At 45.5% G+C, this 17,344-nt stretch carries 14 protein-coding genes; all 14 read right to left on the reverse strand.

Annotated elements, in window-relative coordinates:
• Positions 1-116 precede the first annotated feature (116 nt).
• Positions 117-1,451 carry a tRNA lysidine(34) synthetase TilS gene (tilS, locus tag FE394_RS05920; RefSeq protein ID WP_319925480.1) on the reverse strand — a complete coding sequence of 445 codons (1,335 nt, stop codon included), beginning with the start codon at positions 1,449-1,451 and terminating at the stop codon, positions 117-119.
• 9 nt (positions 1,452-1,460) lie between these two features.
• Positions 1,461-2,378 (reverse strand): DMT family transporter, encoded by a 918-nt coding sequence (locus tag FE394_RS05925; RefSeq protein ID WP_319925481.1) that lies wholly within the window; start codon positions 2,376-2,378, stop codon positions 1,461-1,463.
• Positions 2,379-2,584: 206 nt separating this feature from the next.
• Positions 2,585-3,544, reverse strand: coding sequence for an acetyl-CoA carboxylase carboxyl transferase subunit alpha (accA, locus tag FE394_RS05930; RefSeq protein ID WP_319925482.1), 960 nt, complete (start codon positions 3,542-3,544; stop codon positions 2,585-2,587).
• A gap of 12 nt (positions 3,545-3,556) precedes the next feature.
• Entirely contained in the window at positions 3,557-7,039 is a 3,483-nt protein-coding gene (dnaE, locus tag FE394_RS05935) for a DNA polymerase III subunit alpha (protein WP_319925483.1), read from the reverse strand.
• Between the two features lie 28 nt (positions 7,040-7,067).
• A complete protein-coding gene (gene rnhB, locus FE394_RS05940) occupies positions 7,068-7,658 on the reverse strand; it encodes a ribonuclease HII (RefSeq protein ID WP_319925484.1) in 591 nt (196 codons plus the stop codon).
• A complete protein-coding gene (lpxB, locus tag FE394_RS05945) occupies positions 7,658-8,842 on the reverse strand; it encodes a lipid-A-disaccharide synthase (protein ID WP_319925485.1) in 1,185 nt (394 codons plus the stop codon). Before lpxB ends, rnhB begins: the two co-directional genes overlap by 1 nt.
• Positions 8,843-8,846: 4 nt before the next feature.
• The gene (gene lpxA, locus FE394_RS05950; protein WP_319925486.1) at positions 8,847-9,644 is read right to left on the reverse strand and encodes an acyl-ACP--UDP-N-acetylglucosamine O-acyltransferase; all 798 of its coding nucleotides are present in this window, start codon (positions 9,642-9,644) and stop codon (positions 8,847-8,849) included.
• A gap of 3 nt (positions 9,645-9,647) precedes the next feature.
• Positions 9,648-10,100 (reverse strand): 3-hydroxyacyl-ACP dehydratase FabZ, encoded by a 453-nt coding sequence (fabZ, locus tag FE394_RS05955; RefSeq protein WP_319925487.1) that lies wholly within the window; start codon positions 10,098-10,100, stop codon positions 9,648-9,650.
• Between the two features lie 151 nt (positions 10,101-10,251).
• Complete coding sequence (gene lpxD, locus FE394_RS05960) at positions 10,252-11,280, reverse strand: UDP-3-O-(3-hydroxymyristoyl)glucosamine N-acyltransferase (protein WP_319925488.1); 1,029 nt, start codon at positions 11,278-11,280, stop codon at positions 10,252-10,254.
• A gap of 4 nt (positions 11,281-11,284) precedes the next feature.
• Positions 11,285-11,782: a molecular chaperone Skp gene (skp, locus tag FE394_RS05965; RefSeq protein ID WP_319925521.1), complete on the reverse strand. Its 498-nt coding sequence runs from the start codon at positions 11,780-11,782 to the stop codon at positions 11,285-11,287.
• A gap of 153 nt (positions 11,783-11,935) precedes the next feature.
• Positions 11,936-14,317 (reverse strand): outer membrane protein assembly factor BamA, encoded by a 2,382-nt coding sequence (gene bamA / locus FE394_RS05970; protein WP_319925489.1) that lies wholly within the window; start codon positions 14,315-14,317, stop codon positions 11,936-11,938.
• 34 nt (positions 14,318-14,351) lie between these two features.
• Entirely contained in the window at positions 14,352-15,707 is a 1,356-nt protein-coding gene (gene rseP, locus FE394_RS05975) for a sigma E protease regulator RseP (RefSeq protein ID WP_319925522.1), read from the reverse strand.
• Positions 15,708-15,713: 6 nt separating this feature from the next.
• A complete protein-coding gene (gene cdsA / locus FE394_RS05980) occupies positions 15,714-16,577 on the reverse strand; it encodes a phosphatidate cytidylyltransferase (RefSeq protein WP_319925490.1) in 864 nt (287 codons plus the stop codon).
• Between the two features lie 9 nt (positions 16,578-16,586).
• On the reverse strand, positions 16,587-17,282 hold the full coding sequence (uppS, locus tag FE394_RS05985) for a polyprenyl diphosphate synthase (protein ID WP_419836308.1): 696 nt from the start codon (positions 17,280-17,282) through the stop codon (positions 16,587-16,589).
• Positions 17,283-17,344 lie beyond the last annotated feature (62 nt).

Consider the following 17,344-nt stretch of genomic DNA (forward strand, 5'->3'; position numbering starts at 1 on the left):
TGGCTAAAGCCATAAATAAAGAGATTGATCAAGGATGATTCAATCTCTCCGAACAAAAATTCATTGGGCCATATCTCAACCGATAAATGGTAACCTCTATAGTTCAATACCGGGCATCATTTTTTCCATTGAACCGAAAATCCCCTATCATCAACCAAACTCTGACCTTCTTTCGTGACGAAAACGCCCAGTGCCGCAATCAGTTTTTCATCATAATAGAGCAAAGGAGTTCTCTCTCTAAGCCAGGGGGCAACTTTCAATTCCTGCCACAATTTTTTGCTATGACGGGAATGCTGGCGCCCCACAATACTGATATTCCCTTGATGGACACCAAAACGAACCGTCACGTGCTCATTGCTATCCGGTTTCCTCACTTTGGTACCATTTTCTTCGGAACGAATGAGCATCCCCAATCCATCAGGCAATGTCAGCGCTTGTTCCACATTCCATTCAATAATAATATCCGCCAAAGGCGGATATTGAGGAACCAGCCAAAGTTGCTGCTGATAGCGACGAATGTCATATTGTCCTAACCTAAAACGAGGTTCTGCATCTTTCCGGGCAAGCGCCACTTCTAACCAAATTCGTTGAATGTGCTCCCGTGATGGCATTTTTACACCGTGCTGACTGAGCCATCGACGCAACAAGGCATTTCTTTTAGCTTCAGAACAATTTTCCAGAGGCGAAATAGATATCGCGCCTTCTGGTGTAACCAATGAGTTCAACGACTCACTCAATAACTCATCCAGCAATTGTTCTTGTTCACCACATAAACTGGCACTACGGGACACGGCTTGCGGAAAATGAAGCCAACGCTGATTCAATAGCGGCATAATATGCAATCGCAGAAAATTGCGATCATAACGATCATCCTGGTTGCTATCATCCTCAATCCATAGCAATTCCTGCGTCTGCGCATAAACTTCCAATTCTGCACGGCTAACGCCCAACAACGGTCGAAGCAATATCGTTCCCGCAAATGACATGCAAGCAGGCATGGAAGATAATCCGGCAGGGCCACTGCCCCGCTTCAATGCCAACAGAAACGTTTCTGCCTGATCATCAAGGTGTTGCGCCGTGATTAAAATTTCATCTTGCTGTAATTCACGCTGGAAAGATTGGTAACGAGCATCCCGAGCAGCAGCTTCAATACCATTCTGACGGGTATCTAACCTGACTTTTTCAGTCAGGAAATCAACCTGCCAGTCAGCACAAATCTGGCGACAATGTTCAACCCAAAAATCCGCCTTTGAGTTTAAGCCATGATGAATATGAATCGCTCTTAACGCTATTTGATCGCGGCTTACTTGTTGATATTGATCTCTCAGGCGCACCAGTAAATGCAGTAATACGGTGGAATCCAATCCACCGCTAAACCCAATCAAAATCTTTTTATGTAGCCCTATGTATTCGGACAACATGGTGAGCAGAGGTTCATGAATGTTTGTCATTTTATTAGCTCAATCTTCAATCAAATCATCCGTCAGTTTCTTCTGTCCTGAAACCTTACGCTTGGCACTGATACACAGTAAGCCTGAGATAATAACAAGTGCCAATCCCATCACATAAGCCGGAACAAAAGCATCACCAAAAAACAGAATAATCCACATCATCGACAGGACTGGCGACAAGAATAAGATTGAGGCAATTTTATGAGAATCCGGGCTGCTCATGGCTTTAAACCAAATGATATAAGAGATGCCGTTCAGTATGATACCGTTGAGCAACGTTGGCATCAGTGAATCACCAGCAGGTAAGTTGATGCTGCTGAAGGCAAACATAAACACTGCGGAAACTAATGTGGAACAAACAAAGACCCAGAACGTACTGATATAAGGATCAATGGCGAATTGTCTTGATAATACGGACATCAACGCAAAGCAAAAGGCTCCGCTAAATACCAGCAACAGTGCCTGAGGGTGTTCGACCGCAATTTCAGTGATATTGCCTTTTGTGAAGGTAATTACGACCGCAGTGAATCCCATTGCAATACCAATCATCTGTCTGATCGATAATTTCTCTTTGAATAAGAAAAATGACAATCCGATAATCATGAGCGGCCAGCTATATTGGATCACTAAAACAGCAACACCATTCTCAATGGAATAGCCATAGTAAAGCAGCAGATAGAAGAAACAATCTAATGCGCCCAAGATCAATACCTTGAGCATGACGGAAAAAGGAATGCATACGAGTTGCTTCCAGTTTCGCCCCATAATAAGAGCAACAACAAATACCGCAATAACAGATAAAACGTTTGACCAGAACAAATATTGGAAATGATCCATATCCTTCTGACCAAAACGGGCGACAGCCGGAATAAAGCTCCAGATAAATACACAAGAAAATGCATAAATAATATGTTTATATTTAGCCATAGGAAAACTCAACTTATTATTTTAAATCCCAGCCAATGAGGTATCCGATTTCATCAAGAATAATATCAAACGGGACAGAATGTGATGATTTTACCCACCATATACAACAAAACAGGTGGAAATACTGAGGAATTATAACTCCTCAGCGCTTTCCACCTGTTATTAACGAGATTAAATAGAGAGCTATGATTATTTAATTTTTAAATTTAGCAATAACCATATTGCATTAAACGTTCGTAACGACGGTTAACTAACTCTTCCTCATTCAATTCGCTCAACTCAGTGAGATCAGCCAGCAATTGTGTTTTCAATGATGCTGCTATTTCTTCATAGTTACGGTGCGCACCACCCAATGGTTCAGAGATAACATTATCAATCAACTTCAACTCCTTCAGACGTGGAGCCGTATTTCCCATCGCTTCAGCCGCCAATGGCGCTTTATCAGCACTTTTCCATAAGATGGAAGCACAACCTTCTGGAGAGATAGTAGAGAATGTACTGTACTGCAACATATTCACTTTATCGCCGACACTGAGTGCCAACGCGCCACCAGATCCACCTTCACCGATAATCGTACAGATCACCGGAACGGAGAGACGGGACATTTCACGCAGGTTACGGGCAATAGCCTCTGATTGACCGCGTTCTTCGGCACCCACGCCAGGATACGCGCCGGGGGTATCAATGAACGTAATGATTGGCAATCTGAAACGCTCAGCCATTTCCATCAATCTCAGTGCCTTGCGATATCCTTCCGGTGATGGCATACCAAAGTTACGACGGATTTTTTCTTTCGTTTCACGGCCTTTCTGGTGGCCAATCACCATAACCGGACGACCATCAATGCGAGCCAATCCACCTACAATCGCTTTATCATCAGCATAGGCACGATCACCTGCCAACTCTTCGAAGTCAGTAAAAACGTGCTTAATATAATCCAGCGTATAGGGACGGAGAGGATGACGTGATAACTGGGAAATTTGCCATGCCCCTAGATCAGAGAAAATCTTGCGGGTCAGCTCAAGACTTTTCTCCCGCAGACGCTGGACTTCTTCATCCAGATTTATATCTAGCTTTTCATCTTGACGGCTAACTGCGGTGAGCGAATCAATTTTCGCTTCCAACTCAGCAATCGGCTGTTCAAAATCCAGAAAATTCAGACTCATAACGTTCCTATTTTAGTCAAATTCTAATTCTACCTGCTCGTTACCCAGCAGAGTTCGCAGATCTGTCAACAGGGTGTCCGTTGGCGTTACCCGCCATGTTGCACCGAATCGTAAACGGGCACGGGCATCCACCCGCTGGTAATAAAGATGAACCGGTATCGTACCTGAACGATGTGGAGCCAATACGCCACGAAGACGGTTCAATAATTGTTCATCAATTTGCCTGTCTGACAACGAGATAGCAAGCCCGCGTGCAAATTTTTCACGGGCCTCACTGATGTCCATTAATTCACGGACCGTCATTTTAAGGCCACCACTGAAGTCATCAAAGCTGACTTGTCCAGTAGCAATCAAAATTTTGTCCTGCTCTAATAAATGCTGATACCTTTCCAACGCATCAGAAAACAGCATTATCTCCAGACGTCCTGAGCGATCATCCAATGTACTGATACCAATGCGATTACCTCGTTTGGTTGTCACTATCTTGGATGCCAGCACCAAACCTACCACAGTCGTCACTTGACCACGAGGTGTCGGGTTCACATCTTTTAGACGCAACCCGTTCGTATATCGTTCAATCTCTTTTAAATAACTTGTGATTGGGTGACCGGTTAAGTACAGCCCCAGAGTTTCCCGCTCACCATCCAAGACCACCTGATCCGGCCATTTCGGTGTACTCGCATACGAACGCTCGACCTCTTCTGGCTCTTCGGCCAACACACCAAACATATCCGTTTGGCCAATAGCTTCTGCCTTGGCATGTTGACCCGCTGCTTTTAAGGCATCTTCCAAAGAAGACATCAACGCTGCACGGTGCGGCCCAAGCCGATCGAAAGCACCAGACATAATCAGCTTTTCCATCACCCGACGGTTTAGCTTTTTGATATCAACACGGGCACATAGGTCGAAGAGTTCCTTGAAGTGTCCCCCTTTCTGGCGGGCTTCGATGATAGCTTCAATCGGCCCTTCACCGACGCCCTTAATCGCCCCGATGCCGTAAACGATTTCACCTTCATCATTGACGTGAAAATGATACAGCCCACTGTTAATATCGGGTGGCAAGACCTTAAGCCCCATACGCCAGCATTCATCCACCAGCCCAACGACTTTTTCGGTGTTATCCATATCCGCCGTCATCACTGCCGCCATAAATTCTGCCGGATAGTGAGCTTTCAGCCATAAAGTTTGATAAGAAACCAGTGCATAAGCTGCGGAGTGAGATTTGTTGAAGCCATAACCCGCGAATTTCTCCACCAAATCGAAGATTTTCATCGAGAGTTCGCCATCAACGCCCTGACTTATCGCGCCTTCCTCAAATACCGAACGCTGTTTAGCCATCTCCTCAGGTTTTTTCTTACCCATTGCACGGCGAAGCATATCGGCGCCACCGAGGGTATAACCCGCCAATACCTGAGCAATCTGCATTACCTGTTCCTGATACAGGATAATACCGTATGTTGGCTCCAATACAGGTTTTAAGGATTCATGCTGCCATTCAACATCAGGATAAGAGAGCTCTTCCCGTCCGTGTTTACGGTCGATAAAGTTATCTACCATGCCGGATTGCAGAGGCCCGGGACGGAACAACGCCACCAGTGCGATCATATCTTCAAAGCAGTCGGGACGCAGGCGTTTGATCAGGTCTTTCATACCGCGGGATTCAAGCTGGAAGACCGCCGTCGTTTCGGAGCGTTGCAGCATATCGAAACTTTGCTGGTCATCCAATGGGATTGCCGCAATATCAATCAGCTCCAGACCCTTTTTGGCATGACGGACATTCACCATCTCAAGTGCCCAATTGATGATGGTCAGGGTTCTCAGGCCAAGGAAGTCAAACTTCACCAGACCCGCATATTCCACATCATTCTTGTCAAATTGGGTTACCGGGTTTTGCCCTTCAGGATCGCAGTAAATCGGGGCAAAGTCGGTGATCTTGGTCGGTGCAATAACAACACCTCCCGCATGTTTACCCGCATTACGGGTAACCCCCTCCAACTTACGCGCCATGTCGATCAAAGCCCGGACTTCTTCATCCGCTTCGTAAATTTCAGGCAGTTGTGGTTCTGCGACAAAGGCTTTCTCAAGCGTCATGCCGGGATCAGGAGGGATTAATTTCGATATCCGATCGACAAACCCATAGGGGTGTCCAAGTACACGTCCAACATCACGGATAACCGCTTTCGCGGCCATTGTACCAAAAGTGATGATCTGCGATACCGCATCACGTCCGTACATATCTGCAACGTGATCAATCACCTGATCACGTTTTTCCATACAAAAATCGACGTCAAAGTCGGGCATGGAAACACGTTCAGGATTAAGAAAACGTTCGAACAGCAGATCGAATACCAGCGGATCGAGATCGGTGATTTTCAAGGCATAGGCCACGAGGGAACCCGCACCGGAGCCACGTCCCGGCCCAACCGGAACGCCGTTATCTTTCGACCACTGGATAAATTCCATCACTATCAGGAAGTAACCGGGAAACCCCATCTGATTAATGACTTTCAGCTCAATATCCAGACGATCATCATATTCCTGGCGTTTTTGTGCCCTGATTTCCGGATCGGGATAGAGAAATGCCAGACGCTCTTCCAAACCTTGTTTGGATTTTTCAACCAAGAAATCTTCGGTACTCATTTCTCCCGTCGGAAACTGCGGAAGAAAGTATTCACCGAGACGGATTGTGACATTACAGCGTTTAGCAATTTCTACGCTATTTTGTAGTGCTTCAGGAATATCAGAGAAAATCTCACACATTTCCTGTTCACTGCGCAGATATTGCTGAGAACTGTAATTTTTAGGTCGTTTCGGATCAACCAGCGTATAGCCATCATGGATAGCAACCCGAATTTCATGGGCATCGAAATCTTCACTTTCCAGAAAACAGACATCATTAGTGGCTACAACAGGAAAGTTTTTTTCTGCCGCCAATGCAACAGCAGCATGAAGGTAATTTTCTTCATCCTGACGACCAGTACGAATCAATTCAAGGTAGTAACTGTCAGGGAAATGCTCCTGATAAAAATCAAGGCACTGATCCACCATTGCACGATTACCACGCAACAGGAATTTACCTACATCCCCCATCCGGCCACCCGATAACAGGATCAATCCGGCCTTATATTTTACCAGCCATTCCCGTCTGATAGTCGGGCCAATCGCTCCGTAGCCTTTTTGATAAGCTTCAGAGATCAGCAACGTCAGGTTTTGATAACCTTCGTTATTGCGGGCTATGATCGTCAGATGGGCATATTCATCCCCCAACAAATCACTTTCCACAAAAAAATCAGCACCAATAATCGGCTTGATACCCGCATCATGCGCACTACCATAGAATTTCACCAATCCACATAGGTTGGTAAAATCCGTAATCGCAAAAGCCGGCATACCCAACTTGGCGATTTTTTTCACCAGTGGGCCAGTCTTAGCCAAGCCATCAATCATTGAATAGTCGCTGTGAACACGTAAGTGTACAAAACGTGGTTCTGTCATAATCTGCCCAGATCCTTATCCCAGATTTTTATCCAAGACCCAGTGCCCGTTTGACCGGGGCAAAACTTTTACGATGATGTTCCGTAGCGCCCAGCAGTGCTAGTTTTTCCAGATGCAGGGCCGTAGGATAACCTTTATGTTTGGCAAAGCCGTAGTCAGGAAGCTGTTTATCCAGTTCTGCCATTTCCCTGTCACGCGTCACTTTAGCCAGAATAGAAGCGGCGCTTATTTCAGCAACCAGACTATCTCCCTTAACCACCGCTTGCGAGGGCATTGCTAATGCCGGACAACGGTTGCCGTCAATCAGGACATAATCAGGTGTGATCGCCAAATTCGCCACTGCACGCTGCATGGCAAGCATCGTGGCATGAAGGATATTAAGCTGATCGATTTCTTCCGGCTCCGCGCGTCCCAGACTCCAGCACAGCGCTTTTTCTTTAATTTCCAGATACAGTGCTTCACGGCGTTTTTCCGTGAGTTTTTTCGAATCCTTCAAACCCGCAATAGGGTTAGCAGGATCAAGAATAACCGCCGCAGTAACGACAGCACCTACCAATGGGCCACGCCCAACTTCATCAACACCGGCAATCAAATTCGCCTGAGGATAAACAAAATCCATTATCTTCTCGCTAATTCCAGAACGGCTTGCGCAGCCTGTTCATCAGCATCACAGCGAATGCTTTTATGCAAATACAGGAATGTCTGTTTCAACGCTTCCACACCAGCACCACCTTGCAGAAGAGGCAATAACGCCTCCGACAACGCTTGTGGTTCGCATTCATCCTGCAATAACTCTTTGACTAATTCTTTACCTGCCAGCAGATTAGGCAAGGAAACATACGGGGTTTTCACCAAGCGTTTTGCTAACCAGAATGTAAAAGGTTTCATTCTATAACCCACCACCATTGGGCATTTGGCCAACATACACTCCAGTGCCGCTGTTCCGGATGCCAATAAAGTGGCATCACTGGCAATCATTGCTTCACGGGCTTTGCCATCCAGCAAATGAATCGGCAAATCCGGCGCAACTTCATCTTTAATTATTTGAAACTGTTCACGCCGTTTGGCATTCACCAAAGGAACCAATACATGCAGATCAGGTAATTTTACCCGCAATAACTGTACGGTTTTTAAGAAATCAGCACTCAGCATTTCTACTTCGGCATGGCGGCTACCCGGTAATATCGCCAGACAATGAGCATGTAGTGGAACATCCAGTACTTCTCTGGCGGCGGTTTTATCTGTTTGCAGAGGCATCGAATCAGCCATTGTGTGACCGATGAAGCGACATGGTATGTTAAACCGATCGTAGAACGCTTTCTCGAATGGCAGGAAAGCCAGTACCAGATCTGTTGCCCGACCGATTTTAAACACACGTTTCTGACGCCAAGCCCATACCGATGGGCTGACATAATGGATCGTCTTAATGCCCTGCTGTTTCAACTTTCCTTCTAAGGTAATGTTGAAATCAGGGGCATCAATGCCAATAAACACATCCGGCTTTAAGGCAGTAAAACGTGCCGTCAGGTCTTTGCGAATTTTCAGTAAACGAGGTAAGCGCCCAAGAACTTCAACGATCCCCATCACCGCCAACTCTTCCATCTCATACCAGGCTTCACAACCTTCTGCCTGCATAAGAGGGCCGGCAACGCCCACAAAGCGGGCATCCGGGGTTTTTACTTTCAATGCGCGAATCAGACCAGCTCCAAGAATATCACCGGATGTTTCTCCGGCGACCAAACCAATTGTCAGCGGGCGCTGATTGTTAACAGAAGAAGAGGTAGTCAAAGGAGTATCCTTCATCTACTTAACGAATGATGCCACGGCTAGATTTTGCGGAATTTTCCAGAAAATCACTGAATACTTTCACATGTGGGTTATTTCCCGCTTGAAGATCAACCTTTTGTCTGGCTTCTTCCAGCGTTTTTCCGCTACGGTAAAGCGTTTTATAAGCATTACGGATTGCATGCAGCGATTCTTTGTCGAATCCACGGCGTTTAAGCCCTTCGAGATTCAGTCCGAAAGGTGTTGCATGATTTCCCTGTGCAATAACGTAAGGAGGTACATCCTGAGCAACGCCAGAACAACCGCCGATCATAGCATGGGAGCCAATCTGGCAGAATTGGTGAACCGCTGTCATTCCACCAATAATCACGTAATCGCCCAAAATCACATGCCCGCCCAAAGTACCGTTATTTGCAATGATACAACGATCACCGACGATACAATCATGAGCGATATGGGTGTTGATCATCAGCAAATTGTCACTGCCAACTTTGGTCAAGCCACCGCCCTGAACAGTGCCTCGATGGATTGAAACACTTTCTCGAATGCGGTTACGATCACCAATTTCAACTCGGGTCGGTTCACCCTGATATTTAAGATCCTGATTCACTTCACCGATGGAAGCAAACTGGTAGATCTGGTTATCACGACCAATTTTAGTTATGCCATTAACCACAACATGGGATTTCAGCTCAGTCCCTTCACCAATTTCAACTTGGGAACCGATATAGCAAAATGGGCCAATGCGAACATTAGCACCAATAACAGCACCCTCTTCAATAATGGAAGAGGGATGGATAACTGCGGTCTGATCAATCATGGATTAAGCCTCTCGACGGCGAGCACACATCATTTCAGCTTCGCAAGCCACTTCTCCATCGACTTTCGCTACGCCTCTAAAACGTGCAATACCGCGACGTTCTTTAATAAATTCTACCTCCATGATCATTTGATCACCTGGCAGAACCGGACGCTTAAAGCGAGCGCCATCAATAGCTGCAAAGTAATACAATTCGCCTGGTTCCAGCGCTCCAATAGATTTAAATGCCAGAATTCCCGTAGCTTGAGCCATTGCTTCAAGGATCAAAACACCCGGAAAAATCGGTTTTCCTGGAAAATGTCCCTGAAAGAACGGTTCATTAAATGATACATTCTTGACTGCGCGCAGAAATTTGCCTGCCTCAAAATCTAAAACACGGTCTACCAACAAAAACGGGTAGCGGTGAGGCAATAAATCTAAAATCTCTTCAATTCGCAGAGTATGATTATCACTCATCTAAATACTCTTCCTGTCTATAATAAGAATCATTGTATTAACGACACGGCCTGCGTTAACTCCAAATTCAGAGTTATCAGGCAGGCCGCAAAAATTAAAAACACAACCAAAACAATCAGTAAAAAACACCTAATCAAACATATTGTCAGGATTACTTATTTTCACCGTCCAGCTTGCGTTCCACTGACTTCAACCGCTTATTTATTTCATTAATGCTCATGACGAGAGCAGTAGTTTTACGCCAAGTTTTGTTCGGTTGTGATGGGATACCCGATGAGTATACGCCAGGTTCTGTGATTGCACGTATTACCATGCTCATGCCGGTAATGGTCACTTTATCACAGATTTCCATATGTCCATTAATGACACTGGCTCCACCAATCATGCAGTAACGACCCACTTTCAGGCTGCCCGCCATAATAACACCACCAGCAACGGCAGTATTGTCTCCAATCGTCACGTTGTGGGCGATCTGACACTGGTTGTCAATGATAACACCATTACCGATAACTGTGTTATCCAACGCACCACGATCGATGGTCGTGCAAGCACCGATTTCAACCTTGTTCCCAATGATGACAGTGCCCAGTTGTGGGATTTTAACCCAATTTCCGCGATCATTTGCATAACCAAAGCCATCAGAACCTATGACTGTGCCTGATTGGATCAAGCACAACTCACCAATTTCAACATTATGGTATACCGATACATTGGCCCAAAGGCGGGTTCCTGCGCCAATTCGCGTATTTTTTCCAACAAAGCAACCTGCACCAACGATAACATTATCACCAAGCACAACACCTGATTCGATAACCGCATTTGCGCCAATCGCCACATGCTTGCCTAAAACCACGTCGGAAGATATCACCGCTGACGGATGAATATCCTGTGCAGGTTGTGGTGTTGTATCCATGATTTGTGCCATGCGAGCATAAGCAAGATATGGATCACTTACAACCAGTGCAGCAACTTTACAGTGAGGAAGGTCTGCTTCACGCAACACAACAGCCGCAGCCTGACATTCAGCTAGCTTGGCAGTATAACGGCTGTCGGATAAAAATGTAATTTGTTCGCTATTCGCTGAATGCATCGGCGCAATACCGGTGATGACAATGTCGCCATCACCCTGTAATTGTGCATTCAACTGCTGAGCGAGATCAGCTAATCGAATTGAAACCATTTACTTATTTAACCTGTTTCAGTACTTCTGCAGTAATGTCTTTACCAGATGCTGAATACACAGCGGCACTCGCATCAAGAACAATATCGTAACCTTCTTTACCTGCAATCACTTTAACGGAGTCCTGAATGCGGGTCAGAATTTTGTTACGCTCTTCCATCTGGCGACGACGGTTATCGTTTTCGAAAGTCTGAGCTTTCTGTGCGAATTCATCGCGTTTCGCTACAACTTCTTTTTCTAATTTTTCACGATCACTGGCTTTCATCGTTGAGCCATCACGCTGTAATTTCTGAATCTTGGTCTGTAAATCAGATTCCATGCGCTGCAATTCGGAGGCTCGGCCTTTAAACTCGTTTTCTAACTGTTTTGCTACAGCTTCACGAGCAGGTAACTGTTGGAAAACTTCAGCAACATTCACTAAAGCGATTTTATCTGCTGCCTGAACACCCGCAGAAAACGCTAATGCCATACCCAGGCTCGCTGCACACAATACTTTTTTCACCATAAACTCCTCTGACCCACGCTATTTTTACAGGTTCGAAAACTTAGAATCCGTCTCACTCAGGCTATTTTATTTGCCATTTTGAATCAAAGACAGTCTCTTAATATCGCTCTATCTAATAATAGAGCGATTTTTACCAAAAATGATTAATTATTACCAAGTTCCGCCGATATTGAATTGGAACTGTTCCGATCTATCACCTGCGTATTCTTTGATTGGCTTCGCGTAAGAGAAGACCAATGGACCTAATGGTGACAACCATTGCAGGGCAATACCTGTTGAGACACGGATATTATTTGGCTTGCTATAATCAGGCAATCCAGCACCTGTCTTAGTCCAGTTGGTATCCCATACCGTTCCTGCATCAATAAACAAAGAAGTCCGAACAGAATTAGAATACTTCGCATCCAAGAACGGTGTTGGTGTAATCAGTTCAAAACTAGCAACCGCTACCGCGTTACCGCCTACGGCATCACGGGATGGGCTATTTTTCTCTGGCTCACCTGTCTTATCTAAATAAATCGCTTTCGGGCCAATATTGTTCGACCGGAAACCACGAACACTACTGGAACCACCGGCATAGAAGTTTTCATAGAATGGCATCTCTTTGCCACCAAAACCACCGCCATAACCCAAACGTGTACGTCCCATCATCACCCATGAACGATTATCATCCAGAGGGTAGTAGCCTGCTGAGTTCCAGGTAACTTTATAGAATTGGTTGTTTGAGCCGGGAATAGTTACTTTTCCATCCAGCGATGATTTCAGACCAGACGTTGGGAAGAAACCACGATCAAGGTTGTTGTAAGACCATCCCAATGTCATCGAGAAATCATTGGAATCGAATTTTGCCTTATCATCAAAGTTCTCTTTTTTGCCCATTTTATTCAAATAACGCCACATTGCGACTTGTGGACGCATATTAGACAAGGAGTTATGCGTATAACCCAGTCGCAATATTAAGGCGTTATTTTCATTCAACGGGAAGCCGAGCGTTCCCTCAGTACCGTAAGCTTTATTGGTATAATTCGAAAGATCGGCATCATCAGCGCGGAAATCATTATAAAACACACGACCGCCCAGACTGACCCCATTAACGGTGAAGTAAGGGTTGGTCACGGATAAATCGGCGGATGTTGAGTAGTCGTTCTTACTGGCACTGATCCCGACAGAGTTCCCCGTTCCCAGCCAGTTTTCCTGTTGGACACCAATTTGGAAGCTCATGCCGCTTTCTGTACCGAAACCAACACCAAAGTTCATAGAGCCGGTATTACGTTCTTTGACTTTATAAACTACATCAACCTGATCCGGGCTACCTGGTACACGTTCAGTATCAACATCAACACTTTCAAAATAGCCGAGTCGATTTAAGCGCTCTTTACCCTGCTCAACTAAATCACTGCCCAACCATGACCCTTCCATTTGGCGCATTTCACGGCGCAAGACCAAATCTTTGCTGATATCATTGCCTGAGAATCGGATGTTACGTACATAGAAACGGTTGCCAGAATCAACATTTACATGCAACTTAACCGTCTTATCGCCATCATTAATTTCAGGTTGTGTCATCACGCGAGGATAGGCATATCCATGACGGCCAAGCAGATTTTTGATGGATGTTTCCATCTTGGTTACTTCTGCGCCGTTGTACAGGGAACCTGGCTCAATCTTGGTCAATTCCCCTATCTGCGACTGATAGCCTGCCAAATTACCGTTCAATTCGACACCTGCAATTTTGTATTGATCGCCTTCGGTAATATTGACGGTGATATAAATGCTTTTCTTGTCTGGGGTCAGATTAACCTGAGTGGAATCAATATTGAAACGAGCATAGCCTCGGTCAAGATAGAAACTGCGCAGAGTCTCAAGGTCACCTGCCAATTTTTGTTTCTGGTATTTTTGGTCAGCCGTCATGTTCCACCAGGGAACATCATCCCTTAACTGAAAATGATTCAACAGCTCATTGGTAGAAAAGGCTTTATTACCAACAATGTTAATTTGTTGGATCTTGGCAGAAACGCCTTCTGAAAAAACGAGTTTCAAGTCAACACGGTTGCGGGGCAGTGGCGTGACAACGGCTTTCACTGTCGCATTGTATTTACCAACACTGTAATAAAAATCTTCCAACCCTTTTTCAATATTAGACAGCATGGTGCGATCAAGGGCTTCACCAACACGAACTCGAGAAGCTTCAAGGTTCTGCTTGAGCATGTCATCTTTCACCGACTTATTACCGGAGAAAGTAATGCTGGCGATGGTTGGTCGTTCTTTTACCTGAACGACAAGTGAATTGCCATCACGTAAGACACGAACATCTTCAAAGTTTCCAGTCGCGAATAGTGCATGGATCGCGCGACTAATATCTTCATCGCTGACCGAATCACCTACGCGAACGGGCATGTTCAGTAATGCTGCACCAACGGTGACACGTTGAAGACCCTCAAAATGAATGTCCCGAACCACGAATCCGTCTGAACCGTATGCAGTGGCGCTGCCGAACAGCAGCGACGCTATGAGCAACTTTTTCATCGCCATCGTTGTTATGCGTTTTCCTAACCGGTCTCCCACCTTAAAAGCGGGAGAAATCATTGAAAAGTGCAAGCCCCATTAATAACACCAGCAATATAGCACCAATGCGATAACTGAAGTCTTGTACACGCTCGGAGACTGGCCCTCCCTTAATCTTTTCGATAGCAAGGAAAAGCAAGTGTCCACCATCTAGTACGGGTAATGGGAACAAATTAATGATCCCAAGATTGACGCTAATCAGCGCCAAAAACATTAGATAATACACCAAGCCATAATCAGCTGATACTCCAGCCCCTTTGGCAATGGAAATCGGGCCACTCAGATTATTGAGTTTCACATCTCCCACAATCAATTTGCCGAGCATATTGACGGTCAGCTTCATTAATTGCCAAGTTTTATCCCCTGCCTCATAAATGGCAGAAAAAGGCCCGTACTGTTGAATAATCTTGTATTCATCCGCCAGTGGAATGACTTTAAGCTCAGTGCCAGCAAACCCTTCCTCACGGCCATTGGACAATTTTTTGGTTTCGGGAGTCAGGGTCAAGGAAACCATTCTGCCCGCCCTCGCAACATCCAATTTTAGAGGAATATCCGGATTATTCCTGACAAAAGATGAAAAAGTGTGCCAGACATCTACATCCTGACCATTGACTTTAACGATCCTGTCCCCACTTTGTAAACCCGCTTTTTCAGCAGGTGAAGCCGGATAAACTTTCTCTACTTGTGAACTAATCCGTGGAACAACGGGCATAATCCCCATAGACAGTAAGATATCCTGCTTGGATGGTTCGAAGGCCCAATGACGCAAATCCAATGTTTTTTGGATTCTGTCAGTGGCATTCAGTGGGGTGACTTCCATAGAGACAGATGCCTCACCCACTTTACTTACCATGGCAAGTCGTACCGAATTCCAATCAGGGGTTTCGAGTCCATCAATGGCTTTTAGTTCCATTCCGGGCAAAATATTTGCCTGTGCGGCAATAGAATCTGGCTTAACATCCAGCACTACAGAACGCACAGATGGCACACCAATCACAAACACCAGCCAATAAGCGATAATCGCCAGAATGAAGTTTGCGATTGGCCCAGCGCTGACTACAGCCGCGCGCTGGCCGATCGTTTTATTATTGAATGCCATATGACGACGTTCAGGAGCAACTTCCGCAGCCCGTTCATCGAGCATTTTGACATATCCCCCAAGGGGGATAAGGGAGATAACGAATTCTGTTCCCTGTTTATCTGTTCGACGCCAAAGCGTTTTACCAAATCCAATGGAAAAACGTTCAACGTAGATACCGCATCGTCTGGCGACCCAAAAGTGACCAAACTCATGTACTGTGATGAGAATACCCAACGCAACAATAAACGCAGCCAGATTCCAGAGAATATCCATTATGTACCTTCAGAGAGTAAATCCAGAAGAAATCAACAACACCAATCCGGCAAATACAGGAATGGCAGCCGTCAAACTATCAACCCTGTCCATGACACCGCCATGTCCCGGAATCAATTGACTGCTGTCTTTGACCCCTGACTCCCGCTTGAACATACTCTCAGTCAAATCACCAAAAACTGAGGCAATGACCACTACCGTGGAAATCAGCAACAGGTGTTCAGGCATGACAGGAACAGGGGCGAATTTACCGAACAACCACGAAATCAGCGCTGCGGTTAACAGCCCACCGACAAGCCCTTCAAGTGTCTTGCCCGGTGATACTTTCGGTGCCATTTTGTGCTTACCCATTGTCCGGCCAAAAATATAGGCACCTGAATCAGCAGCCCATACCAGCAGCATCACATACAATAGCCACCAGGCGCCATCATAGGTATTGTTTTCATAGCCTTGAGTACGCAGTACCATCATTCCACAATAAAATGGCACGATAGTCAGAACCCCGAATAGCAAACGCAATACAACCGATGATTTCCAGAGAGAAGCAGAAGCAGGGTAAGTAACCACTAATAAAATTGCAGCTACCCACCAAAGCATGCCAGCCCACAATAGGTACACAACCTGTGGTTTTTCAATGAGGTGAGAAAAGTCGGATAAGGAGTACTGTAAGACCAGTAATCCTACAGCAAATGCTGCTGCCAGCGTAATACGTTTCGCTTGAGTCAGAAGACCCGCAAATTGGCCCCATTCCCACGCAGCAAGTGCTGAAACAGCAATGACAACCAGTCCAAATCCTGATGGAGGAAGAAAAAATAGTGCTGCAACAACAAGTGGAATCAAGATCAACGTAGTTAAAAGACGGTACTTCAGCAAGTTCTCCTCCTATGATCCCACTTCGGCATCGTCTGGTATTGTTCCGCCAAAGCGGCGTTCTCGTTTAGCAAAGGCATTAATAGCACCTTCAAAAGCAGTTTCATCAAAATCAGGCCAAAGTATATCGGTAAAATACAATTCTGCATAAGCGATCTGCCATAACAGGAAATTACTGATACGATGCTCGCCTCCGGTTCTAATTACCAGATCAACTTCAGACTGGTTGCTTAAATTGATGAAGTTGCCAACTGTATCCTCAGTAATATCCTCAGGAGCCAGTTCATTCTCCCTAATTTTTTCAGCGATCTGTTTGACACTCTGGAGCAAATCCCAACGTCCGCCATAGTTGGCGGCAATATTAAGCTGCAATCCGGTATTGCCCGCTGTCAATTCAACTGAACGGCGGATACGTTCCTGCAACCGCGAGCTAAAGCGACTGATGTCACCAATAACAGACAATTTCACATTGTGCTTATGCAGGCTCTTTACCTCATTATCAAGAGCAAAAACAAACAACTCCATCAATGAACTGACTTCCTGCTGTGGGCGATTCCAATTTTCACTGCTGAACGCATATAGCGTCAGTGACTCAATCTCATGTTTAACTGAAAAACTTACTGCACTCCGCACAGCTTTAATTCCTGCACGGTGACCAGATATTCTTAATTTTCCACGCTTTTTTGCCCAACGGCCATTACCATCCATAATGATGGCGACATGTCTGGGTAACGCTGGTAATGAGTCACTATCACTGGGAGATATCACTC

Origin of the sequence: Xenorhabdus littoralis, from assembly GCF_033949345.1 — a bacterium.
Lineage (GTDB): Bacteria > Pseudomonadota > Gammaproteobacteria > Enterobacterales > Enterobacteriaceae > Xenorhabdus > Xenorhabdus littoralis.